Origin of the sequence: Methylobacterium sp. yr668, from assembly GCF_900116245.1 — a bacterium.
GTDB lineage: Bacteria > Pseudomonadota > Alphaproteobacteria > Rhizobiales > Beijerinckiaceae > Methylobacterium.
The window spans coordinates 61,059-85,057 of record NZ_FOZY01000016.1; the positions used below are offsets into that span (position 1 = coordinate 61,059).

At 70.3% G+C, this 23,999-nt stretch carries 21 protein-coding genes, 1 tRNA gene and 2 pseudogenes; 18 read left to right on the forward strand and 6 right to left on the reverse strand.

The window, feature by feature from the left end; all coding sequences use genetic code 11:
* Positions 1–18: 18 nt before the first annotated feature.
* Positions 19–1,005 (reverse strand): NAD(P)H-binding protein, encoded by a 987-nt coding sequence (locus BM419_RS19585; RefSeq protein ID WP_091927420.1) that lies wholly within the window; start codon positions 1,003–1,005, stop codon positions 19–21.
* A 389-nt stretch (positions 1,006–1,394) separates the two neighbouring features.
* On the opposite strand from BM419_RS19585, the pseudogene BM419_RS32915 reads away from it, so the two are divergent.
* The 8 genes and pseudogenes from BM419_RS32915 to BM419_RS19635 all read left to right on the forward strand — a co-directional run.
* Positions 1,395–1,598: pseudogene (locus tag BM419_RS32915) on the forward strand (hypothetical protein); the annotation flags it as partial.
* 923 nt (positions 1,599–2,521) lie between these two features.
* Positions 2,522–2,722: a nuclease gene (locus tag BM419_RS19600; RefSeq protein WP_091927421.1), complete on the forward strand. Its 201-nt coding sequence runs from the start codon at positions 2,522–2,524 to the stop codon at positions 2,720–2,722.
* A 572-nt stretch (positions 2,723–3,294) separates the two neighbouring features.
* Positions 3,295–3,465, forward strand: a complete 171-nt coding sequence (locus BM419_RS19610; protein ID WP_244540802.1) for a hypothetical protein — start codon at positions 3,295–3,297, stop codon at positions 3,463–3,465.
* Between the two features lie 92 nt (positions 3,466–3,557).
* Positions 3,558–3,749, forward strand: a complete 192-nt coding sequence (locus BM419_RS19615; protein WP_020095026.1) for a hypothetical protein — start codon at positions 3,558–3,560, stop codon at positions 3,747–3,749.
* A gap of 253 nt (positions 3,750–4,002) precedes the next feature.
* Positions 4,003–4,589: pseudogene (locus BM419_RS32920) on the forward strand (transposase); the annotation flags it as partial.
* A gap of 309 nt (positions 4,590–4,898) precedes the next feature.
* Complete coding sequence (locus BM419_RS19620; protein ID WP_139257080.1) at positions 4,899–5,132, forward strand: hypothetical protein; 234 nt, start codon at positions 4,899–4,901, stop codon at positions 5,130–5,132.
* Between the two features lie 36 nt (positions 5,133–5,168).
* Positions 5,169–6,575: an MATE family efflux transporter gene (locus tag BM419_RS19625; protein WP_091927424.1), complete on the forward strand. Its 1,407-nt coding sequence runs from the start codon at positions 5,169–5,171 to the stop codon at positions 6,573–6,575.
* Between the two features lie 328 nt (positions 6,576–6,903).
* Positions 6,904–7,725: an oxidoreductase gene (locus BM419_RS19635; protein ID WP_091927426.1), complete on the forward strand. Its 822-nt coding sequence runs from the start codon at positions 6,904–6,906 to the stop codon at positions 7,723–7,725.
* A gap of 499 nt (positions 7,726–8,224) precedes the next feature.
* On the opposite strand, the gene BM419_RS19640 is transcribed toward BM419_RS19635, so the two are convergent.
* A tRNA-Pro gene (locus BM419_RS19640) sits at positions 8,225–8,302 on the reverse strand.
* A 141-nt stretch (positions 8,303–8,443) separates the two neighbouring features.
* Here BM419_RS19640 and BM419_RS19645 point away from each other — a divergent pair.
* From BM419_RS19645 to BM419_RS19685, 9 genes are all read left to right on the forward strand, one after another.
* Entirely contained in the window at positions 8,444–9,724 is a 1,281-nt protein-coding gene (locus tag BM419_RS19645; protein ID WP_091927427.1) for a glycosyltransferase family 4 protein, read from the forward strand.
* Between the two features lie 166 nt (positions 9,725–9,890).
* Positions 9,891–10,211, forward strand: coding sequence for a rhodanese-like domain-containing protein (locus tag BM419_RS19650; protein WP_091927428.1), 321 nt, complete (start codon positions 9,891–9,893; stop codon positions 10,209–10,211).
* A gap of 145 nt (positions 10,212–10,356) precedes the next feature.
* Entirely contained in the window at positions 10,357–11,511 is a 1,155-nt protein-coding gene (locus BM419_RS19655; RefSeq protein WP_091676637.1) for an efflux RND transporter periplasmic adaptor subunit, read from the forward strand.
* A 107-nt stretch (positions 11,512–11,618) separates the two neighbouring features.
* On the forward strand, positions 11,619–14,816 hold the full coding sequence (locus BM419_RS19660) for an efflux RND transporter permease subunit (protein WP_091927429.1): 3,198 nt from the start codon (positions 11,619–11,621) through the stop codon (positions 14,814–14,816).
* A gap of 109 nt (positions 14,817–14,925) precedes the next feature.
* Complete coding sequence (locus tag BM419_RS19665; protein WP_091927430.1) at positions 14,926–15,441, forward strand: hypothetical protein; 516 nt, start codon at positions 14,926–14,928, stop codon at positions 15,439–15,441.
* A 74-nt stretch (positions 15,442–15,515) separates the two neighbouring features.
* A complete protein-coding gene (locus tag BM419_RS19670) occupies positions 15,516–16,295 on the forward strand; it encodes a lysophospholipid acyltransferase family protein (RefSeq protein ID WP_091927431.1) in 780 nt (259 codons plus the stop codon).
* 132 nt (positions 16,296–16,427) lie between these two features.
* Positions 16,428–16,874 carry a hypothetical protein gene (locus BM419_RS19675; RefSeq protein WP_012319408.1) on the forward strand — a complete coding sequence of 149 codons (447 nt, stop codon included), beginning with the start codon at positions 16,428–16,430 and terminating at the stop codon, positions 16,872–16,874.
* Positions 16,875–17,010: 136 nt separating this feature from the next.
* Positions 17,011–18,117 (forward strand): DUF2125 domain-containing protein, encoded by a 1,107-nt coding sequence (locus BM419_RS19680; RefSeq protein WP_091927432.1) that lies wholly within the window; start codon positions 17,011–17,013, stop codon positions 18,115–18,117.
* Positions 18,118–18,230: 113 nt separating this feature from the next.
* Complete coding sequence (locus BM419_RS19685) at positions 18,231–18,890, forward strand: phosphoribosylanthranilate isomerase (RefSeq protein WP_091927433.1); 660 nt, start codon at positions 18,231–18,233, stop codon at positions 18,888–18,890.
* A gap of 10 nt (positions 18,891–18,900) precedes the next feature.
* Here BM419_RS19685 and BM419_RS19690 read toward each other — a convergent pair whose 3' ends face one another.
* The 4 genes from BM419_RS19690 to rpsA form a co-directional block, all read right to left on the reverse strand.
* Positions 18,901–19,269 carry a LapA family protein gene (locus BM419_RS19690; RefSeq protein WP_026604778.1) on the reverse strand — a complete coding sequence of 123 codons (369 nt, stop codon included), beginning with the start codon at positions 19,267–19,269 and terminating at the stop codon, positions 18,901–18,903.
* A gap of 18 nt (positions 19,270–19,287) precedes the next feature.
* Positions 19,288–19,599 carry an integration host factor subunit beta gene (locus BM419_RS19695; protein ID WP_012319412.1) on the reverse strand — a complete coding sequence of 104 codons (312 nt, stop codon included), beginning with the start codon at positions 19,597–19,599 and terminating at the stop codon, positions 19,288–19,290.
* A 50-nt stretch (positions 19,600–19,649) separates the two neighbouring features.
* A complete protein-coding gene (sppA, locus tag BM419_RS19700) occupies positions 19,650–20,612 on the reverse strand; it encodes a signal peptide peptidase SppA (protein ID WP_020092171.1) in 963 nt (320 codons plus the stop codon).
* Between the two features lie 343 nt (positions 20,613–20,955).
* Entirely contained in the window at positions 20,956–22,668 is a 1,713-nt protein-coding gene (gene rpsA, locus BM419_RS19705) for a 30S ribosomal protein S1 (protein ID WP_010683172.1), read from the reverse strand.
* Between the two features lie 541 nt (positions 22,669–23,209).
* On the opposite strand from rpsA, the gene BM419_RS19710 reads away from it, so the two are divergent.
* Positions 23,210–23,977: a Crp/Fnr family transcriptional regulator gene (locus BM419_RS19710; protein WP_091927434.1), complete on the forward strand. Its 768-nt coding sequence runs from the start codon at positions 23,210–23,212 to the stop codon at positions 23,975–23,977.
* Positions 23,978–23,999 lie beyond the last annotated feature (22 nt).

Genomic DNA, 23,999 nt, shown 5'->3' on the forward strand with positions numbered 1-23,999 from the left:
ACCTCCTGTCGCGCGTCGTCAGAACACCGCGTGGTCGCCGCGCTCGGCGACCGCCTCGCCACGGACCACGCGCGCATAGTAGTCGAAGAGCGTCTCCGATCCTGTCGACGGAGTGGCCTGGGCATCGTATCGCCCGGTCGCCGGGTCCAGGACGAGCATGGACTCCGTCGCGTAGTAGCGCCCGATCCGCGCGAGTTCGGCCTTGGCGGCCAGGGCCGGCACCCATCGGCCCATCGTCGTCAGAACGGCGACGATCGCGTCCAGCGACACGACCGGAATGTGCGTGAAGCGCGGTTCGCGCCCCAGAAGGGCGAAGAGCCGCTCGCCCTGCGCGCGTGGCGTGATCGCCTCGCCCGGGCCGCCGATCGGCAGAACGCGATTGCGGCGGTCCCCATCGTCGAGGCAGTCCGCGAGATAGCGGCCAAGGTCGTCGTCGCTGATCGGCTTGCAGGCCGTCAAGGTCCCGTCCCCGAACACCAGAAATGGCTTGCCGCGTTTCACGCGTTCAATCTGTCCCGAGAGCGATTTGAAGAAGGCGGTGGGCCGAACGATCGTGTAGTCGAGCCCCGATGCGATCAGCTCTGCCTCGAAGGCGCGCTTGGCGTGCTGAAAAGCGAGGATCGGCTTCTGGACGCAGATCGCCGACAGAAGCACGACATGCGTGACGCCGGCCGTGCGGCCCGCGTGCAAGGCCTCGACCTGCGCGCCGTAATCGATCGCCCAGGCATCGTCGGGCAGCCCCGTGCGCGAGGCGAGGCACGACACCAGGGCGTCGAAGCGTTCGCCGCGGACACCGTCGCGCGCCAGCGACACCGTGTCGGTCAGATTCACGAAGCGCGCGGTAGCGCCTGACGGGATTGCGGTTTCGGCAGGGCGCCTGATGAGGCAGACGACCTCGTGGCCGCGCGAGACCAGTGCCCGAACCGTTGCCCGGCCGATAGTGCCGGTCGCTCCCAGGAAGAGGACACGGCGCGGCCTCACACCGTCCGGTCGATCCGCTTTCATGATCGCTTCATCACGACGTTCAACCATCCTAGCGCGACGGCGGCGCTTGCGCTGCCCCGTCGAACGGCGAAAGCGAAGTTACGACGGGATCCGCAGAATGATCCGCGTCAATCTTGACGTTCAGCTGTGCGAGGCCGCCTGTCCAGTGTCGACCCTTGGCCTGAGGTGCCTTCCGCTCTCCATCCCAGGCAGTCGCGAAGCCGGACGGTGCGCACCCTGTGAGTGCGCAACCGGCAGTTCGCTCACTTGCGTCGCGCAACGCGGGGTGCGCAACGCGAACTTGCCGGTGCCCTCCCTGACGAGCCCGCGCTACGCCGCAGGAAGGTGGCGGGCGGGTTCGGCACGCGCCACCGGGGCAGTTCCAGCGCGCCTTCGAGGAACCGTCGGCCGCGGACAGGACGCCGGCGCAGGCCGGGAGCGGGGTGGCGAAGAAGGCCGAGAATCTGGCCAAGCGGATGCCGGACGCCGGATGCCGGGCGCAGCGGCGCCGAAGGTGGTGGCCGGCGGTGAGACCGGCGAGGCGGAGAGCGTCACGATTTCCGGACAGTGGGGTGCAGATCCCCGACGACGTCGCCGACAGCCTGCAGGGCTGATCGTTAGCCGCGCCCCTTGGCCGCGAACCCCCAGACCGGCCGTCTCGAGAACGGTCTCTTCGTCTCGCGATCGGCTTCGAGCCGGTCAACGCGAGGGCGATTCGAACGGCACCACCGTCGCCATAGGCTGAACGATTCCGGTCGTCGCTACACTGACCGGTCGACCAAATGTCTGTGCCCAACTCAACTGAATGACGCTGATTCTTTCTTGTCCGACAGATCGTCTCCGAGATATCTCACTACGTCGACGTTTAGAGAAGCCGATCCAGCGCACGACCGGATGCGCGCACTTGTTGCGTGAACCAAGCGATTGCCCGATTTGATACCGAACGCGGGTCGAGCACTTGCACTTTTGTCTCACGATGTACATGGAATGCGGCTCCCTCCGGCAGCAGTGAGGGGCCACTGCAGAATTCAGCCGGACGAGCTGGATCTATATTTCCATACGCTGAGCCTCGATGTCGGCCAGATGATAATTCAGTAATAATTTACCCGTCGATGATGATATAACATTGTTCGATTGAGCTGGAATCGCGGCCAATGCGCGGGCCTGCAACTAAATAACGTCGCGTGGTGATACATTCGAGCACGAATGGTGGTCTCGCACAGGCGAAATGCTCGACGGTCCCGCGACGAACTCTTTATTTCTGGAGCAGCGAGAAGCCTGCTCAGATCAGTCACCCTCGGGGTGCACCGAGATGCGCACCGCCGTTGCTGCCCCCCTCGATAGCGCTGTCGCCGAGGGAACAGGCTGCGGGTCAGGTCAGTCTGACCGGTTTTCATCGCTGCGGGCTGATCCGAGCGTTTACCGATCGGCCGCGTTTCGGTCACCGACGGCGGCACCGGGTTGATCTGCGGGACCCGCATCCGCCGTCGGACTGGAAGCGTGCCGAGTGCGCCAGTGGCGTCGAGACCGGCCGGAAATGGAGAAGCCCGCGGCGCCCGCGGCAGCGCCCACGCGGGCTGTCTGCGCGATCGAGAGCGACATCGCGCGCGAGGGCGACGAGATCGACCAGCTTCCCGGAAGCAGGGACTCCGCCCGGACCGTGATCGACACGGGCTCCGGCGAGCGCTTACTCTGCCGCGAGGTCGAGGCCGCGGGCTGGCGAGCGGCGCGCGGGTGATGGACGCGCCCGTCCCTGAACTTCCCTCGACATCAACCGTTCCTGTGCCACAGCAATCGCAGGGACGACTTCATGACTCGCACGCTCGCGGCGCTCGCAGGAGCCTTGTCCATCGCCCTGGCCGCGCCGGTCTCAGCGCAAACGGTGACGGGCGGCGCGGGAAACACCGGGGTCGCCCCGCCGGCGACAACCGGAGGTGCCGGCCCGGGTGCCCGGGATCTCGGACCGAGCCCGGTCACCCGTGGAAATGAGGCCAACCCGAGCAACTCGTCGATCCCGGGCACGACGCCGGGCGTCAACATTGGCGGCACCCCCACGAGTGGGCCGCCCGGCACTGGCGGCACGTCGGGCGGCCCGTCGCTCGGTCGGTAAGTCCGCTCGGCCCCGCCCCGATCTGCTCACGGGGCGGGGGAGCGCCTGATCTCACCAGCGTGTGAGCCGAGCCGATACGCAACGCGGCCCGGCGGCAGGTTCGCGGCCCGCGGTTACCGGGCGGTATCCCATGCACCGAAAGCAAGTTTTAAGATTACCGTTCTATATGTCTGACATCGCATTGCGTTCCGATGTTGACCATGACCCTCGCGCTGTTGGCCGTCCTGATTGCCGGGGCGCTGTGTCTCGGAATGATCTCCGCGTTCCTGCCGTTTCAGCGTCCGCGCGCGGAGATCGAGTTGGCAGAGTTCACCGACGACGAATTCTTCGACATCGGCGGCCCGATCATCGATTTGCAGGCGACGCGCTAAGGGCGCTCGACACGGACTCGCCATTCATCGGTCGGCGGGGCATCGAGAGGCGCGCCACGGCGCGCCGGGCAGGTCAAAGCGAGAGGTGCTTCGTGGACCCCCAGCCATTCACCATCGACACCGAGGCCCAGGCTCAGACGTACCTGACCGATCTCCTCAACAATCCGAAGAACCGGTCGATGAGCGAGATCGCGAGACACTGCGCCCTGCGTGTCCGCAATCCGAAGATCAAGGCGTTCTTTCTGACCGAGGGCGCGAAGATGCTCGCCGAGATGAAGGCCTAGGGGCGAGACAGGAAAGCTCCGACCGGCGAACCGGGCGGCCCGTCCGGATTCGAGCCCCGGCGGGCGTGCAGCGGCAGCGAGAACGTCCCGCGCGGCGGTGCCGTCGGGGCTGAAGGCGTAGCCTCGAGGGCATGCCGAGGCCCGGTCGACGCGTGGGCAGGCGGGACGGTTTAAGCCTCCGACGAGGACGGCGCCCGGCCTGCGTCCAGGCTGACCTGACCAGCCGCCTTCGGACCGAGCTGATCGAGAGGATCTGCCAGGACCGGAGGAGCCGGACAGGCGGCGCGGTCGGACGACGCGCGCGGAGCAGGTCGCGCCGAAGCTGCACCAGATCGAGGTGCAGACAGCCCGGGGCAAGAACTTGGCGCTTGCGTGCGCGGAAGCGGAGATCTCTGAGCAGAGTGCCTCACGCTGGCGCAAGGCGTACGCCGGTCTCCGAGTCGATCAGGCTCGGAAGATGAAGGATCCGGAGCGCGAGAAGGCTCGGCTGCGGCGGCTCGTGGCCGATCTGACCTTGAAGAAGCAGATGTTGGCGGACGTGGCGGCCGGAGCCTCGTAGCATCCGAGCGACGCCGCTAGGCGGTTGCAGACATCCGGGAGAGGTACAGTCTCCCGGAACGCCACGCCTGCCGGACCGTCGACCAGCACCGCGGCAGGCGACGCGATGTGCCCTCCGTGTCGGCCGAAGAAGTCGCGTTGACCCCTGCCATCATCACCCTGGCATCCGAGTGCGGGCGCTGCGGCTGCTGCCGTGTCACCGCACTGCTGCGAGCGGATTGCAGGCAAGCGGGCCAGGATCGGGTTCGGCGCATCGGGCGTCGCGAAAGGCTCGAGGTCCCGCAGAATCCCTTTGACCAGGGAGGGCGTGACGACCGCGCGTCGCGACGGCCGGGAGATCGGCGCTGACACAGGCAACGCCCCGGGCTTCGAGGACCTCGCGTGGGCCCCGGGCCTCGCCGACCGCCGGCTCGGGATGCGCGGCCCGATTGTCCAAGAAAGCCTCGCTTGGCAGACGGGAAGGCCGTTGACGATAGATGACGATCATAATAGATTATGGGCGTCATATCAAACCGTCGAGTGCCCGCGGGGGAGCCGGCGATGGATGCGGACTGGTCATCGTACGCACCGGCCTGGGCGGCCCGGATTTCCGTGACCCTGAAGCCAGCCTTGGTCCAGGCCTCCGAGGTCGCGCCGGCCGCGGGGATGGTCGAGGGTAGCGGCGCCGAGATCGAGGGCCTTGAGCAGTTCGGAGGCCCCACCGGCGTGACGATCGTCGACGCCAACATCCAGGTCTCGGATGGCCGGCCGGGGCTCCTGTCCAATACCCCCGAAGCCGGACGAGGGGGCCCGACCTCCCGAGTGCGCTCCTCGGGCATCGCGTAGCCGGCCGCCGAAGCTGTCACGGACGAGGAAGCCCTCATGGACATCAGGACGCGCCGACTGCTGACGGCCCCTCTCCTGCCAACGCTGGCCCGGATGGCCGTGCCGAATGTCGCGGTCATGGTCGTCCAGACCTCCATCGGCCTGATCGAGACCTACTTCGTCGCCGAGCTCGGCACCGACGCCCTCGCCGGAATGGCGCTCGTCTTCCCGGTGGTCATGCTCGTCCAGATGCTGTCCGCGGGCGGCATGGGCGGCGGCATCCAGTCGGCGGTCTCGCGCACCCTGGGCGCCGGTCGGCAGGACGCGGCGGGTCTGCTCGCGTGGCACGCCGCCGCCATCGGCCTCGGCCTCGGCGCGGTGACCAGCCTGCTCGCCTTGACCCTGGGACCGCGCCTCTACGCGGCGATGGGCGGTACGGGTGCCTCGCTCAGCGCCGCGACGGCCTACGCAACCGTCGTGTTCGGCGCGGCGATCCTGATCTGGCTGTTCAACGCGCTGGCGGCGGTGATCCGCGGGACCGGCAACATGGCGCTCCCGGCCGGCGTCACCTGCGCCGGGGCCGTCCTGCTGATCCCGCTCTCGCCCGCGCTGATCTTCGGGTGGGGGCCGTTCCCCCGCCTCGGGGTCGTGGGCGGCGGTGTCGCCTTCGCCGCCTACTACGCCGTCGGCGCCACCGTCTTCGCCGCCTACATCTGGTCCGGCCGGGGTGTCCTGCGCCCGAGCCCTCGCCCGCCGAGGCTGACCTGGGCGCCGTCCCGCGAGATCCTGCGCGTCGGCCTGCTCTCCGGCATCGCCAGCATGGCCTCCAACGTCACCGTCATCGCCGCGACCGGCTTCGTCGGGACGGCGGGACCGGCGGCGGTGGCGGGGTACGGGACCGGCGCGAGGCTGGAGTACCTGCTGGTCCCCCTGGTGTTCGGGCTCGGCTCGCCGATCGCCGCCCTCGTCGGGACCGCCCTCGGGGCCGGGATGCACGCACGCGCCCGTCAGGCCGCGCTGACCGGCGCCCTCGTGGCGGGTGTCCTGACGGAGGCCATCGGCCTCACGGCCGCCCTCCATCCTGCCGGGTGGCTCGGCCTGTTTGGGCTCGATCCGGCGATGCTCGCCACCGGCTCGACCTACCTGCGCGTCGTCGGACCGTTCTACGGATTCTTCGGGGCCGGCCTCGCCCTCTACTTCGCGGCCCAGGGGGCCGGCCGTGTCGGCTGGCCGCTCGCCGCGAGCGTCCTTCGGATGGCCGTGGCCCTGGGGGGAGCCTGGATCGCGGCGAGGCTCGGGCTGGGCTTGGTCGGGATGTTCGTCGCCCTCTCGGCCGGCTTCGTCGCCATGGGCCTCGTCAACGCGGCGGCCTTCGCGACCGGCCGGATGTTCCTGGCGGGTCCCGGTCTGAGCACATCACCTGTTCCGCCGGGCCTGACGGCGGCCGCCAATTCGGGACGCTGAGACGAGGCCTGCGACGCGGCTGAGGCCGATGGGTGCCGGCGCCTCCGAGGCGAACGGCGTCCGCGTCCCGGGGCCGCGTCTCCTTCGGGATGAGCGGGGCGCCCGCCCATCTCGAGGCGACGGTGCTGGGAGCACCCGAGGAGCAGTTCGGCAGGATCCTCGAACCGACCGACCCGCGCTCGCGATCGATGACGGAGATCGCCGATGAATCCTCCGAGACCCTGGACCGGATTGGCGAGGCACTCGGATCTGGCTTGCTTTAAAAAATGATGATCATAATTTATATTGGGTCGCAGCGGGCAAGGTGCCGCGTGGATCGGAGGGCGATATGAGCAAGGGCAGCATCAAGACCGCGGTGGTCACAGGCGCCTCGTCCGGCATCGGGCTGGAGACGGCGAAGGCCCTTCAGGCTGCGGGCTACCGCGTATTCGGGACCAGCCGGAGGGCGTCTCCGGCCGTGGACGGCGGGATGGCTACCATCGTCTGTGACGTCACCGATGAGAGATCGGTCACTGAGATGGTCGAGACCGTCTTCGGCGAGACGGGGAGGATCGACCTCCTCGTGAACAACGCCGGCTTCGGCATCAGCGGCGCGGCCGAGGAATCGTCGGTCTCGCAGGCTCAGGCCATGTTCGACGTGAACCTGTTCGGCGTCATCCGGACGACCCGCGCCGTGCTTCCCCTGATGCGCGCGCAGAAGGGCGGCCGGATCGTCAACGTCAGCTCTGTTCAGGGCCTGATCCCGGCCCCCTACATGGCGCTCTACGGCGCCAGCAAGCACGCCGTCGAAGGCTACTCCGAGTCGCTGGACCACGAGGTTCGTGGGCAAGGGATCCGGATCGTGCTCGTCGAGCCCGCCTTCACCCGGACGGCCTTCGACCGGAACCTCGTGCGCCCCGACGCGCCGCTCGGCATCTACGAGGCGGAGCGCGCCGGTCGAGACCGGTTCCTGAGCGAGGTCATGAAGTCCGCCGATGCGCCCGAGGTCGTGGCGAAGGTCATCGTCGAAGCCGCCACCGCGACGAGCCCGAAGCGCCGTTACACGGCGGGCCCCAAGGCGAGGCAGGTCAGCCTGCTGCGCCGCTTCGTGCCGGCCACCGCCTTCGACAGGAGCTTCCGCAAGGAGATGCGCCTCCCGCAGGTCCCGTGATCACGAGTCCGGAGAGGTCGCGGTTCCGGCGCGTGTCGGCGTGCAGGGTTTGAGATCGGCCGGGCGCCAGCGCCGTCGATCCTGACCCTCCGCGCCGCGTCGTCACCAGGCACACCGACAGCACCCGCAGCTCCGCACCGCTTCGTCGACGTGCGGTGGAGTGATCCGAGGTGGCCCAGGCAGGGCGAAGCCTGGACGGCCGCGCCTACCTGCGGGCGATGAAAGTCGGGGAGGCGCGCCTCTGCCGCCGGCCGCGCTGCTGAGGATCCAAGTCGATCGCCTCGTCAGAGAGCTCGGCGGCCTCGCGAAGCGCGGAGACGGTCGGGTTCGAGGCCATGGGCTTCGGCGACCCTTCGCCGCCAGGAATGCACCGACCGAGAACAGACCCTGGGTGGCTCTGGTGGCCCATAGTGCCCACGTGCACCGCGCGTTCCGCCTTTGCTCGCGGACTGACCAGCGATCGTTCCAGGACAGAGCCTTGTTGCCCAAAGGCTTGAAATGGTCGGAGTGGCGGGATTCGAACCCACGACCCCTAGTCCCCCAGACTAGTGCGCTAACCGGGCTGCGCTACACTCCGACGCCGCTAGGGCTCGCGGCTCTTAGCCTCCGCGCCGCGCCCGCGCAAGCCCTTCGGCGCGCGCGGGCCGCGCGGATGTGCTGGCTCTCGCGGGTCAGGCCCGCTACGGGGAGGCCTCGCCCCCGCGATTGCCAGAGGATCATGACGGACCGACCGATCGCCTTCGATCTCACGCGCCTCGTCACGCGGCTGCGCCACGCGAGCCCGTCGGGCATCGACCGCGTCGACCTCGCCTACGCGCGCGCCTATCTCGGCCGGGCGGATACGGGCGTCGGCGTCGTCTCCACGGCGTTCGGGCCGCGCATCCTCGACCGCGCGCAGGCGCTGGAGATCGTCGAGGCCGTGGCGGCCGGCTGGGTCGAGGACCGGGACGCCGCGTCGGACCCGGTCTACCGGCGGCTCGCGTCCCGCTGCGGCGATCCCGCCGCCGCGCCGCCGCCCGTCACCGCACCGCAGGCCGGGTCCACCGACCGGCGGCGGATCCAGGCGCGCAAGACCGTCGACATCGCGCTGCGCGGCCGGTCGGTCGCGATCCTGCCCCGGGACGCGCTCTACCTGCACACCTCGCACCTGCGCCTCGACGACCCGCGGCGGTTCGACTGGCTCTATACCCGGCGGGACGTGCGGGCGGCGTTCTTCGTCCACGACCTCATCCCGATCACCCACCCGGAATACGGCCGGTCCGGTGAGGCTGACCGGCACCGGGCGCGCCTGCGCACGATCGGGCGGCACGCCTCCGCCATCCTGGTGAATTCGGAGGATACCGGCAGGCGCACCCTCGCGCATCTCGCCGCCGAGGGGTTCGGGCGGCCGCCGGTGGCCGTGGGGCATCTCGGGGTCGAGGCCGCCTTCGGCCACGCCGGGCCCCGATTCACCCCCGACCGGCCGACCTTCCTGGTCTGCGGCACCATCGAGTCGCGCAAGAACCACCTGCTGCTGTTCCAGATCTGGCGGCTCCTGGCCGAGCGCCACGGGGCGGCGGCACCCCGGCTCGTCGTGGTCGGGCGCCGGGGCTGGGAGGCGGAGAGCGCCATCGACATGCTGGAGCGCTGCCCCGGCGTGCGCGCCCACGTCATCGAGGTCTCGGGATTGTCGACCCACGGTCTGGCGGCGCTGATGCGCAGCTGCACCGCCCTGCTGATGCCGTCCTTCACCGAGGGCTACGGCATCCCCGTCGTCGAGGCCGCGGCCTCGGGGCTGCCGGTGATCGCCTCCGACATCGCCGTCCACCGCGAGATCGCCGACGGCTTCGCGCTGTTCCGCGATCCCCTGGACGGTCCGGGCTGGATCGAGGCGATCGAGGCGCTCGCGCGGCCCGACGGGTCGCTCCGCGCCGAACTGGCCGGCCGTCTGACCGGGTACCGGCCGCCGGACTGGCCCGCGCATTTCGCGGCCGTGGCGCCGACCCTCGCGGCGCTCTGACGGCGACCGCCGATCCGCGCCGGACCCAGACGCCTGCCCGCCGGCCGACGGTCGCGGCCCGCGACCGCGGGACGACGACGCACGTTGCGCCGCCGGGGTCTGACGAATAAGGAAAAGCGTCAGTCAGCCAGCCTGGCCGAGAGCGGGCGGAACGGAGATCCTGCCGATGCGGGTGGTCGACCTCGATCGCGAGACGGTCAAGCAGGGGCTCGATGACGGCTCGATGCTGATCATCGACGTCCGTGAGCCGCACGAGTACGAGGCCGGGCACATCCCCGGCGCCGTCTCGCACCCGCTCTCCGGCTTCGACCCACAGGCGGTCGCGACCCTCGTCGCCGAGGACGGCCGGCGGGCGGTGTTCTCGTGCGCCTCGGGCGTCCGCTCGGTCCACGCGCTCATGGCGGCGCAGAATGCCGGGCTCGACCTCGCCGAACACTACAAGGGCGGTTTCAAGGACTGGTACAGCGCGGGCGAAACGGTCGCCTGATCTGCCGTTTCAATCCGGCTCGCGGGACCGTGATGTGCGTTCGCGCACAAGCAACACCGTCGACCGCGGGTTACGGCGCACCCGCGGCGGAACAATCGTCAAGCTCGGCGCGACCGGACGGTCGGCCAACGGACAGCAGGACCCGATGCGCAGCCGGCTTCCCAGCCTACTCACCGTCTTGTCAGGCCTGATCGCGGCTCTCGCGGCAGGCCCCCTCGCGACTCCGGCCCGCGCGCAGGCGCCGGGCGGCCCGCCGCCCAAGGTCACCGTGGCCAAGCCCGTGGTGCGCCAGATCGTCGAGCAGGATCAGTATACCGGCCGCTTCGACGCGATCGATTACGTCGAGGTCCGCGCCCGCGTCACCGGCTACCTCGAGAAGATCAACTTCGTCGACGGCCAGACGGTGAAGAAGGGCGACGTCCTGTTCGTGATCGACCGGCGCCCCTACAAGGCGGCGCTGGAGCAGGCCCAGGCGGCCCTGGCCTCCGCCAAGGCGCGCCAGTCCTTCTCGCAGACGGACCTGGAGCGCGCGCAGACCCTGTCCCGCAGCGGCAACATCTCCGAGCAGGTCACCGACCAGCGCCGGCAGGCCTCGCAGACCGCCCAGGCCGACGTCGACAGCGCCCAGGCCGCTCTCAACAACGCCCAGCTGAACTACGACTTCAGCGAGGTGAAGGCGCCGATCAACGGCCGCATCAGCCGCCGCCTGGTGACCGAGGGCAACATCGTCAGCGCCGACCAGACCATGCTGACGACGATCGTGTCCCTCGACCCGATCTATTTCAGCTACACCGTCGATGAGAAGTCGTTCCTCAAGTACCAGAACAGCCTCGGCATCGGCATGGGCCAGACCCAGCAGGGTAAGGGCGTGCCGATCCTGATCGCCCTGTCGGGGGAAGCGAAGCCCACCCGCAAGGGCACGCTCGACTTCGTCGACAACCGCGTCGACAACGCCACCGGCACGATCCTGCTGCGCGCGACCGTCCCGAACCCCGACCTGTTCATCAAGCCCGGCCTGTTCGGCATCGTCTCGATGCCGGCGACCAAGCCGTTCCAGGGCATCCTGCTGCCCGACGACGCCGTGGCTGCCAACCAGGACAAGCGGATCGTCTACATCGTCGGGCCCGAGAACGTGATCCAGCAGAAGGACGTCGTGCTGGGACCGAAGGTCGACGGCTACCGGGTGATCCAGTCAGGGCTGAAGGGCGACGAGACCGTGGTGGTCAACGGCCTGTCCCGTGTCCGTCCGGGCGCGAAGGTCACCCCCGAGACGATCGAATTGCCCCCGAGCAAGACCTGAGCCCCCGGGGCTCGACACGAACGCCTAGGTGCGCGCCGCGCGGCGCGCCCCGCACCGACGACGCAGGGCCCCGTCCGGGAGACCGGCGGGCCTCAGAGGTTTGACCGATGCGTTTCGCCCATTTCTTCGTCGACAGACCGATCTTCGCGTCCGTCACGTCGATCGTCTTCCTGATCCTCGGCTTCGTGGCCTACGAGAGCCTGCCGGTCTCGCAGTACCCCGAGATCGTGCCGCCGACCGTGACGGTGCGCGCCTCCTATCCGGGCGCCAACGCCGAGACCGTGGCCGCCACGATCGCGACGCCGATCGAGCAGGAGGTCAACGGCGTCGACAACATGCTCTACATGACGTCGTTGTCGACCAACGACGGCAACATGCTGCTGACCGTGACCTTCAAGGTCGGCACCAACCTCGATATCGCCAACGTGCTAGTGCAGAACCGGCTCTCGGTGGCGCAGCCGCGCCTGCCGCCGGACGTGCGCAACCTCGGCGTCACGGTCCGCAAGGCCTCGCCCGACCTGATGCTGGTCGTGCACCTGCTCTCGCCGAACAAGACCTACGACCAGAACTACCTCGCCAACTACATCTACCTGAACATCCGCGACGAGCTGCTGCGCCTCGACGGCGTCGGCGACATCACGATCTTCGGCGGTAACGAGTACGCGGAGCGCGTCTGGGTCGACCCGAACAAGCTGGCCGCCTACGGCCTCTCGGTCACCGACGTCACGACGGCCCTGCAGGAGCAGAACGTGCAGGTGGCCGCCGGCCAGCTGAACGGTCCGCCGGCCGCCAAGGGCGAGGCGTTCCAGCTCGTCGTGCAGTCGCAGGCCCGGTTCAAGACGCCCGAGCAGTTCGCCGAGGTGATCATCAAGGCGCAGGACGGGCGCCTCGTCCGGGTCAAGGACATCGCCCGCGTCGAGATGGGCCAGAAGGACTACACGACCAACTCGTTCCTCAACGACACGCCCGCGGTCGGCATCGGCGCCTTCCAGCGGCCGGGCACCAACGCGCTCGACGCGGCGGCGTCGGTCAAGAAGGTGATGGAGGAGGTCAAGAAGAACTTCCCGCCGGACGTCGAGTACCGCATCGCCTACAACCCGACGGAGTTCATCGAGGAATCGATCCACGAGGTCTACAAGACCCTGTTCGAGGCGGTCGGCCTCGTGGTCATCGTGGTGCTGGTGTTCCTCCAGAGCTGGCGGACCGCCCTGATCCCGGTCATCGCGATCCCGGTCTCGCTGATCGGCACCTTCGCGGCGATGGCCGCCTTCGGCTTCTCGCTGAACAACCTGACCCTGTTCGGGCTGGTGCTCGCGATCGGCATCGTGGTCGACGACGCGATCGTGGTGGTGGAGAACGTCGAGCGCAACATGGCCGAGGGCCTGTCGCCGGGCGACGCCGCACACAAGACCATGGACGAGGTCGGCGGCGCGGTCATCGCCATCGCGCTGGTGCTCGCCGCGGTGTTCGTGCCGACGGCGTTCATCCCGGGCATCTCGGGCCAGTTCTACAAGCAGTTCGCGCTCACCATCGCGGCCTCGACCCTGATCTCGGCCTTCAACTCGCTGACCCTGTCGCCGGCGCTCTGCAAGCTGCTGCTGGTGCCCCACCACGCCCGCAAGGAGCCGAAGTTCTTCCTGACCCGGTTCGTGAACTGGCTGGCGAACGGCTTCAACCGCGCCTTCGACGCCACGTCGAACGCCTACGGCCGGACGATCCGGGTGCTCACCGGCGGGATCGTGGGCTTGGGCGTGATGCTGCTGGTCTACGCCGCGGTGATCGCTGGCACGCTCCACCTCGCGCAGACGACCCCCACGGGCTTCATCCCCGACCAGGACCAGGGCTACCTGATCGGCGTCGTCCAGCTCCCGTCCGGCTCGTCCCTCGATCGGACGACGGACGTGATCCTGCGCGCCGCCAAACAGGCCCGGACGGTCGACGGCGTGGCCAACGCGGTGATCATCGCGGGCTTCGACGGCGCGACCTTCACCAACACGACCAATGCCGGCGTGATGTTCCTGACCCTCAAGGGGGCGAAGGAGCGCGCGGAAGTGGGTCGGAGCGCGGCCGTCATCACCGGCGACGTGCTGAAGGCGACCTCGGACATCCAGGAGGCGCGGGTCATCGTCATCCCGCCCCCGCCCGTCCGCGGTCTCGGCAACGGCGGCGGCTTCAAGATGCAGATCGAGAGCCGCCAGTCCTCGGATATCGGCCCGCTCATGGCCGCCGCCGGCGAGGTGATCGCCCAGGCGAACCAGAGCGCGGACGTGCAGCGCGTCTTCACGACCTTCGATAACTCGACGCCGCAGCTCTTCCTCGACATCGACCGCACCATCGCGCGGATGCTGAACGTGCCGCTGGCCAATGTGTTCTCGTCGGTCCAGGCGGATCTCGGCGGCACCTACGTCAACGACTTCAACACCCTGGGCCGCATCTACCAGGTGCGCCTGCAGGGCGACGCGGCGTTCCGCACGTCTGTGCAGGACATCTCGCAGATCAAGGTGCGCTCCTCCACCGGCGCCCTGGTGCCGATGGGCACCCTCGCCTCGGTGCGGGACGTGACCGGTCCGCAGATCGTGCAGCGGTTCAACCTGTACTACTCGGTCCCGGTGCAGGGCGTGGCCAAGCCCGGCGTCTCCACCGGACAGGCGCTCACCGCCATGGAGGAGATCGCCAAGAAGGCGCTGCCCGACGGCTACTCGTACGACTGGACCGAGATCGCCTACCAGCAGAAGGCGGCGAGCGGCACGGCCGGCGCGGTCTTCGCTCTCGGCGTGCTGCTCGTCTTCCTCGTGCTCGCCGCGCAGTACGAATCCTGGGCGCTGCCGCTCGCGATCCTGCTGGTGGTGCCGACCGGCGTGCTAGCCGCGCTCGCGGGCGTGCAGTTCCGGGGGCAGGACAACAACATCCTGACCCAGATCGGCCTGATCGTGCTCATCGGCCTCGCGGCGAAGAACGCGATCCTGATCGTCGAGTTCGCGCACGACATCGAGCAGCGGGAGCATCGCGGCCCGGTCGAGGCGGCGGTCGAGGCCTGCCGTCTCCGCCTGCGCCCGATCCTGATGACCGCCTTCGCGTTCATCCTCGGCACCCTGCCCCTGGTCGTGGCGACCGGCCCCGGCGCCGAGATGCGCCAGGCGCTCGGCACCGCGGTGTTCTTCGGGATGATCGGCGCGACCTTCTTCGGCCTGTTCTTGACCCCGGTCTTCTACGTGGTGATCCGCCACTTCTCGATCTGGCTGGGCCGGTTCCGGAAGAAGCACACGCACGGCGATCCCGGCGGCGCGGCCCCGGCCCACGGCTGACGGCACACGCCCCCCGGGTCGCGGAACGATGGAAGCCGCGCCGGATCCGCGAGGATCGGGCGCGGCTTCCGCGCGACGGGCGGGGACGCCCGGTGTAGAGGCTCGCGGCATGCACGCCCTCGGTCGCCTGATTCTCGGGACCTTCGCCCTCCTGCTCGCAGTCCCCGCGGGCCTCGCGGTCCTGGTCCTGGCGCTGCTCGTCGACCCGGCCGCGCAGGCCTGGCTGTCCGGCGGGGCGCTCGCTGGACTCGACATGGCCCTGTCGGACCTCTCGGCCGGGCTGCCGCCGGAGGGGCTCGCCCTGCTCCTCGCCGGCCTCGCCAAGGCGCTGTTCGCGCTGCTGTTCGTGCCCCCGGCCGTGATCGGCCTCGGTGGTGAGATCCTCGGGCGCCGCGGCCTGCTGTGGTACGGCGCCGGCTGCGGTCTGCTCACCGCCGCCCTCCCCTGGCTGACGCGCGGCGCGCTCCGGTCCGGCGGCGCCCGCGACGCCGCCCTCCTCGCGGGCGAGGCGCGCCTGACGCTGATCCTGTTCGCGGTCGGTGCCAGCGCCGGCCTGGTCTACTGGCTGGTCGCCGGGCGCGGCGCGGGGCTCCTCCGAGACGGGCATCGCCCCGAGGGGACCTGACGCCGCCCGGCACGTCGCCCTTGGCCGCGGACACGCGGGCGCGCTACAGGGGAGCCGCCACGACACGGTTCCCGATGCTCGCCCTCCGCTCTCTCGCCTTCAACGTCTGCTTCTACGCCGTCACGACGGTCCTGGCCTTCGCCGGCCTGCCCATGCTGGTCTCCGGCCGGTCGGTGCTGCGGCTCGCCCGCGCCTGGGGGCGGATCACCCTGTGGCTCCTGCGGGTCGTCGCGGGAACGCGGGTCGAGTTCCGCGGGCTGGAGAACATCCCGGCCGGCCCCCTGTTGGTGGCGGCCAAGCACCAGTCGGCCCTGGAGACGCTGGCCCTCTGCACGGTGCTGCCGAACTTCGCCTACATCCTGAAGAAGGAGCTGCTGCTCATCCCGCTGATCGGCTGGTACCTGTCGCGCAGCGGCATGGTGGCGATCGACCGGTCGAAGGGCAGCCGGGCCATGAGCCTGATGAACGCCGCCGCCGGCGCGGCGATCCGGGACGGCCGCCAGCTCATCATCTTCCCCGAGGGCACCCGGCGTCCGGTCGGGGCGCCGCCCGCCTACAAGCAGGGGCTCTCGCACCTCTACACCGCCCTGAACGTGCCCTGCCTCCCCGTGGCGCTGAACACAGGCCTGTTCTGGTCGCGCAACAGCCTCGTGCGCCGGCCGGGCCGGGCGGTGATCGAGTTCCTGCCGCCCATCCCGCCGGGCCTGCCCCGCCAGGAGTTCCAGGCGCTGGCCCAGGAGCGGCTCGAGACGGCCTCGAACGCCCTCGTCGAGGGCGGCCTCCAGGGCCTCGCGGCCGATGGGCACGCCGTGCCGGCCGACGAGACGCCGGCCGCCGCAGACGCCCGACGCTGAGCCGTTCGCGAGCGCGGTTTTCCGCGTCGGACCGTCGCCCGGCGGCTTGTGGATAACGGGCATCGTCGCCACATCTCGCTCTAGGAACGTCGCCCTTGACGCCTGTGGATATCGCGCGTTAGGTTAGAACAAATGGCGAACAGAAGAGCCCTGTCCTGGTCGGCCGCGCTCCGCGACCTGAAGGACGATCGCACTCGGAGGCAGGATGTGCGTGAAGAACGCCTCAAGACGACCGCGGGTCTGCGCGGCTCCCCAGCGCTCCCGCTCTCGGCCTGGCGCGGCCGCTCCGGCCGGCGCTACGTGGTCGGTGTCCACCCGGCCGGCGGCTTCGACCTCGACGAGATGGCGCAGGCCGTGGTGATCGCCGTCCGCCGGGACAACGCCGGCATCGCCGAGATGGTCTCGGTGGCGAGTTCCAGCGAGAGCCCGCGCGACCATCTGCGCCGGACCTGGCTCGACCGTGTCCGCCGCCGGGGTGCCACCGAGATGCACGTTCACCGCCTCGCCGAGAACGAGGCCGAGCGGACGGCGATCGTCGAGGATCTGCAGGTCGACACCGTCGAGCCGGCGCAGGTCTGACCGGGAACGCGCCGCGCGCGGACGGATCGCGTCCGCAGCGGTCGACCCGTGGCGGTGCTGCCCCAGTTTCGCCCCTTGCGTGGCCACAAGCCGGGGTCACGATGTCCCCGCGGGGACGGGTCGGGGAGCGGAACGCATGGTGCAGGATCGGACGCGGCCGGAGGGTGCCGCTGAGACAGCTCCGGTACGGCGCGCGCGGCGATCCCGGCGGGGGCTGTTCCTGCCCTACATCCTGCTCGCCCTCGTGGTCGTGGGCTGGTCGGCCGGCTGGCTGTGGATGCGGGAGCGCGCGGCCAGCGAGATCGACGGCTGGATCGCCCGCGAGGCGACCGCCGGACGCACCTGGACCTGCGCGGACCGATCCCTCGGCGGCTACCCGTTCCGCCTGGAGCTGCGCTGCAGCGCCGTGACCCTCGAGCGCGCCGACGGGCGCTTCCGGCTCGGGCCGAGCACGGCGGTGGCGCAGATCTACCAGCCCCGCCTGGTCGTCTTCGAGAGCGCGGGCCCGTTCCACGCCGAGCAGGGCCCGCTGACCGGCGACGCGTCCTGGACCGCGCTCCAGGGCAGCTTCCACGGCGCCGCGGGGGGCTTCAGCCGCGCGTCCCTGGTCGTCGACAAGCCCGACATCACCGTGAAGGGCGCCGAGCCCGGCCCGATCGCGGTCTCGGGGCGGCATCTCGAGCTGCATGCCCGGCCGAGCCCGGGCCGCTTCGACTCCGACGGCGCCGTGGATGTCAGCCTGCGCCTGAACCAGGCGGCGGTACCGCAGCTCGACGCCGTCACTGGAACGCCGGATCCGGCCGATCTGGCCCTGGACGCGACCCTGACGCAGGCGACCGTGCTGCGCACCGGGACGGTGGCGCGCGAGCTGGAGCGCTGGCGTCAGGCGGGCGGCGCCCTCGACCTGACGGCGCTGTCGCTGGCCAAGGGGGCGCAGCGCGTCCAGGCGAAGGGCAGCCTCGCCCTCGACGCCGCCCACCGGCCCGCCGGGCAGATCGACCTGCGGGCGGCCGGCGTCGACGCGCTGGTCGGCAGCATCGTCGGCCAGCGCTTCGGCTCGGACCGGGGCGCCCTGGTGGGCCAGCTGGTCGGCGGGCTCCTGGGGCTGGCCCAGCGTCCCGGCCCCGACGCGCCGGCCGACGGGACGCCGCTGAAGGCGCTCCCGCCCCTCCGGCTCGTCGACGGCAAGCTCGTCTTCAGCGGCTTCCCGATCCCGAACGTCTACGTGCCGGCCCTGTACTAGGCGAGCGGCCCTGCCGGCCGGCACTGCCGGGTGGGCGGTGCGGGCGCGACCGGTATGACCGCTCGGCGCGCCGCGGGCCTGCTCGTCGGTGCGGGATCGGCTATAGGAGGCCGATGGCCTCCTCCCCGCCCCCGACCCGCGTGAAGATCTGCGGGCTCAGCTCCGAAGCGACCCTGACCGCCGCTCTGGAAGCCGGGGCGGACTGGATCGGCCTCGTGCACTTCCCCCGCAGTCCCCGGCACGTGGCGCTGGCGGGGGCCGCCGCGCTGTCGGCCCTGGCCCGCGGCCGGGCCGAGCGGGTCATCCTGCTCGTCGATCCGGACGACGCGCTTCTCGCCGCGTCCGTCGAGGCGGTGGATCCGGATCTGGTCCAGCTTCACGGCCGGGAGAGCCCGGAGCGCGTCGCGGCGATCCGTGCCCGGACAGGACGGCCGGTGATGAAGGCGCTCGGCATCGCGACGTCGGCAGATCTCGCGGCCCTGCCGGCCTACGCGGCGGTCGCCGACCGGATCCTGCTGGACGCCAAGGCGCCGCCGGACGCCGCCCTGCCGGGCGGCAACGGCCGGCGCTTCGATTGGGAGATCCTGCGCGGCGCCGCGCTCCCGCCCGGGACCATGCTGTCGGGCGGCCTCGACGCCGGAAACGTGGCCGACGCCCTCGCCCGCACGGGGATCGGCGCCGTCGACGTCTCGTCGGGTGTCGAGACGGCGCCCGGGGTGAAGGATCCGGCGAAGATCGCGGCCTTCGTGGCGGCCGCGCGCGGCCGGCGCTGAGGGGGCCGCCTCAGCGCGGGGCCGGCAGGGCCGTCCGGCCGGTATTCGGGACCGTGTAGACGCCCGAGGTCTCGGTCTCCGGCGCGTAGGCCCGCAGGCGGGTCGCCTCGCGCTCGTGCCGGACGGCCTCGCGGCGGTGATAGCGCGCCCGCGCGCGGGTCTTGCCCTGGCCGAGCCACGTGAAGATGCCGCCCACCACGATGCCCAGGGCCACCGCGCCGAACAGGATCGCGTAGAGCGGGAGATCGACGCTGAAGACCGGCGCGTCCACGTTGAACGGATCGAAGGAGAGCCGCACCGGCGCGCGATTGGCCACCGCCAGGAGGATCACCAGGGCGGCGATCGGCAGCAGCACGAGGCTCTTCAGGAAACGGATCATCGCGCTCACAGGTCCTTCCTACTCGGCGGCCGAGGCATTCTCGCCGATCCCGGCGGCGTTCAGGCGCTGGCGCATCTCCTTGCCGGTCTTGAACACGGGGATCGCCTTCTCGGACACGGCAACGGCGGCACCCGTGCGCGGGTTGCGTCCCCGGCGCGCCTCCCGGCGCTTGACCGAGAAAGCGCCGAAGCCGCGCAGCTCGACCCGGTCGCCGCGGGCCAGCGCGTCGGAAATGGTGTCGAGGATCGCGTTGACCAGGATCTCCACGTCGCGCTGGTAGAGATGCGGGTTCTGCTCGGCGATCTTGAGGACGAGCTCCGACTTGATCATGGCGTGGGATCTTCTCGCGGGATCGGGGCGGGCTGCGCGGCGGCGGTCGTTCAGGGTTCCGGGCGCCAGAGGGCGAGCATCCCGCCTCGGGCGGCCTCGGCCTCGGCGCCGACGGATCGCAGCCGCGCCGCCAGGCCTTCCAGGCCGAGGAGGTCGGCGCCGATCCCGGCGGCCGACCACAGGGAGAACCGGCTCTCCGAGGCAGGCTTCCAGTCCTTGATCGGCAGGTTCGTCTGGACGCCGCGGGCGCTCTCCAGCCACGCCACCGCCTGCCGCTCGCCGCCGAGCTCGTCGACGAGCTTCAGCGGCACGCTCTGGCGCCCGCTGAACACCCGTCCGTCCGAGACGGTGCTGAGCTGGGCCGGATCCATGCCGCGGCGCTCCGCGACGAGGCCCTTGAACCACGCGTAGGTGTCGCCCACCACGGAGGCCAGCGCGGCGCGCGCCTCCGGCGAGGTCGGGGTGAAGCCCGAGGGCTCGGCCTTGAGCGGCGACGACTTCACCGACTCGACCTTGACGCCGACCTTGTCCAGCAGACCCGAGAAGTCGGGGTACTGGAACAGCACGCCGATCGAGCCGACCAGGCTGGTCTCGCGCGCGACGATGTGATCGGCCGCGATCGCGGTGATGTAGGCGCCGGACGCGGCGGTGCCGTCCACGAAGGCCACGATCGGCTTCTTGGCGGCGAGCGCCCGGAGGTTGCGGAAGATCTCCTCCGAGCCCGTAGTCGTGCCGCCCGGCGAGTTGATCGAGACGATCACGCCCTTCACGGCGTCCGAATCGCCGACCCGCTTCATCAGCTTGGCGGTGGCCTCGCTCCCGGCGATGAAGCCCGAGACGGAGATGCGGGCGATCTGGGGCTGCACCGCGAAGGCGCCGTCCGCGCCCGTCCGCACCCGGTACCCGAGGGCCCCGACCGCCACGATGAGGCCGCCGACGCCGAGCACGCGCCAGAGGGACAACCTGCGGCGCAGGCGCCGCCGGTCAATCAGCAGTTCGGCATCGGCTGCCATGCTGTCGCTTCCCCTAAAGCACCCCGACCGGCCCCTCGACGGGGTGCGGGAGGCGTACCCCCGCGCCGGGCAAGTCCTTGGTTTCCTTCGGCTCGCCCGGCCCGAGCCGAGCGAGGCCGGTGTTCTAGAGCATTTTCCGCGGGCCTGGATACGGGGCGCGCGAAGAAAATGACGGGGCGGCCCGTCGCTGTCGCGCCGGGCGGCGCGACCCGGCCCGCCTCCCGCCTCCGGCAACCTTGGATTGCCGGCGCGAAATGAAAAACCCGCGCGGGACCAGGGTCCCGCGCGGGTCTCAACGAAGCGGAACCGCCGCCCGGACAGGCCGGGCGGCAGAGCCGGAGTCTCACTCGTCGTCGGAGCGCTTCTTGTTGAAGGCGGCGCCGAGGATGTCGCCGAGCGAGGCGCCCGAATCGGCGGAGCCGAACTGGGCCATGGCCTCCTTCTCCTCGGCGACCTCGAGGGCCTTGATCGAGACCTGCACGCGGCGGGCCTTCCGGTCGAACTGGACGACGCGGGCGTCGAACTTCTCGCCGGTGGCGAAGCGCTCGGGGCGCTGGTCGCCGCGGTCGCGGGCGAGTTCGGCCCGGCGGATGAAGGTCTGCATGTCGGTGTCGACGATCTTCACCTCGACGCCGGCATCCTTCACCTCGACCACCTCACAGGTGACGATCTGACCCTTCTTGATCTCGCCGGCCTCGGCGAAGGGGTCACCGCCGAGCTGCTTCACGCCCAGCGAGATCCGCTCCTTCTCGACGTCGACGTCGAGAACCTGGGCGCGGACCATGTCGCCCTTCTTGAACTCCTCGATGACCTGCTCGCCGGGACGGTTCCAGTCGAGATCCGACAGGTGTACCATGCCGTCGACGTCGCCCTCGAGGCCGATGAACAGGCCGAACTCGGTCTTGTTCTTGACCTCGCCCTCGACCTCGGAACCGACCGGGTGCTTCTCGGCGAAGGCCTCCCAGGGGTTCTGCAGGGTCTGCTTGAGGCCCAGCGAGATGCGGCGCTTGACCGGATCGACTTCCAGGATCTGAACCTCGACCTCCTGGGAGGTGGAGACGATCTTGCCCGGATGGACGTTCTTCTTGGTCCAGCTCATCTCGGAGACGTGGATCAGGCCCTCGATCCCCGGCTCCAGCTCCACGAAGGCGCCGTAATCGGTGATGTTGGTCACGCGGCCCTTGAGCTTGGCGCCCTCCGGGTAGCGGGCGGCGATGCCCTCCCACGGATCGGCGAGCAGCTGCTTGATGCCGAGCGAGATGCGGTGCGTCTCGTGGTTGATCTTGATGATCTTGACCTTCACGGTCTGGCCGATCGTGACCACCTCGGACGGGTGGTTCACGCGGCGCCACGCCATGTCGGTGACGTGCAGCAGGCCGTCGATCCCGCCGAGGTCGACGAACGCGCCGTACTCGGTGATGTTCTTGACGACGCCGTCGATGACCTGACCTTCCTCGAGGTTGGCCACCAGCTCGGAGCGCTGCTCGGCGCGGCTCTCCTCGAGGACGGTCCGGCGCGACACGACGATGTTGCCGCGGCGGCGATCCATCTTGAGGATCTGGAACGGCTGCGGGGTGCCCAGCAGCGGGGTGACGTCGCGGACCGGGCGGATGTCGACCTGCGAGCGCGGCAGGAACGCCACGGCGCCGTCGAGGTCGACCGTGTAGCCGCCCTTGACCTGGTTGAAGATCGTGCCGGTGACGCGGTCGTTGTTCTCGAACGACTTCTCGAGCTTGACCCAGCTCTCCTCGCGGCGCGCCTTGTCGCGCGAGATGACGGCCTCGCCGAGCGCGTTCTCGATCCGGTCGACGTAGACCTCGACCTCGTCGCCGACCTTCAGCTCGCCCTCGCGGCCGGGACCGGTGAATTCCTTGAGCGCGACACGGCCTTCCGTCTTGGCGCCGATGTCGATGACGGCCACGTCCTTCTCGATCGCGACGACGCGACCCTTGACGACGGAGCCTTCGGTGATCTCGTGTTCGAGGAAGCTCTCCTCGAGGAGGGCTGCGAAATCCTCGCGGCTCGGGCCACGCCCCAGAGCGGTACCTGCGGTCATTCTGTCTCCTGAACGGCCCCCGGCGGAGGCCCGTTGCGTCGGCGGCTCGCGTTGCAGGCGCCCCCGTTCGCCGCGGCCTTCCCGGAGTCTTTCGGGAGAGGCGACCGGTCCCGCGGGACCCGGTTTGCCGACGCGTCGATACGGATGACGAGGGCGGTCCGTCCGGCGGCCCGGCGGGCGCGCCAGAAGACGAGCGCGCGAGGGCGGATCCGGGAGGACGCTCGTCCCCTACAGCATCGGCCTTGCGACTTCAACCGATTAGGGTTTTAGGCTCGCGGGGCGGAGGACGGTCCGCGGGGTCCGGGCGATATCGGTGGTCTTGCCGCCGGCCGCAGATCCGGCAAACTTGTCCGCCGTCGAACGTCTGCGGTCGCGCTTCCGACGGCCGAGGGGGCAACCCCGCTCGACCGAGGTCCGCGCCGGTCGGCGATCCGGGGCGTAAGGGGGTGAAGCGTGGGTTGTCCTGATCTCGACTCTCGGGCTGCCCGCCGTCGGCGCGGCGGCACTGCGCGCTCCGCGCGATCCGGGGCCTGAGCCCCCGATGCCGAACGGGTACAACACCCCGATGGAGATGCTGGCGCGCAAGCTCGACAGCATCGCGCGGCTCGCCGATTCCGACCGCGCGGCGCTTCTCGATCTGCCGCACACGGTCCGGAACCTGCCGGCCCGCCACGACATCGTCCGGTTCGGCGACCGACCGACCCACAGCTGCCTCGTCCTCCAGGGCTGGGTCTACCGCTACGCCGCCCTCGCCGAGGGGGGGCGGCAGATCCTGTCGTTCTACATCGCGGGCGACGTGCCGGATCTGCAGAGCCTCCACCTGCACCGGATGGATCACAACCTCGCCACCCTGACGCCCTGCGTCGTGGCGCTGATCGCGCACGACGACCTGCGCGCGGTCCTCCTGCGCAATCCGGGGCTCGCCGGCACCCTCTGGCGCGACAGCCTCATCGACGCCGCCCATTACCGCGAGCGGATCACCAGCCTCGGGCGGCGGCAGGCGCTGGGGCGCGTGGCCCACCTGTTCTGCGAACTCTATCTCCGGCAGAAGGCGGTCGGGCTCGCGCGCGGCCTGAGCTGCCCGCTGGTGCCCAAGCAGTCCGAACTCGCCGACGCGCTCGGCCTGACGAGCGTCCACCTGAACCGGGTCCTGCGCACCCTTCGCGGACGGGGGCTCGTCACGCTGAGCGGCGGCATCCTGACGATTGAGAACTGGGACGCGCTGACGGAGGTCGCGGAGTTCGACCAGACGTTCCTGCACCTGGCGAACAACCCGGCGCCGGCCCGCGAGACCGCCGAGGCGATCTAGCGGGTTGGGCCGGGTGACGCGG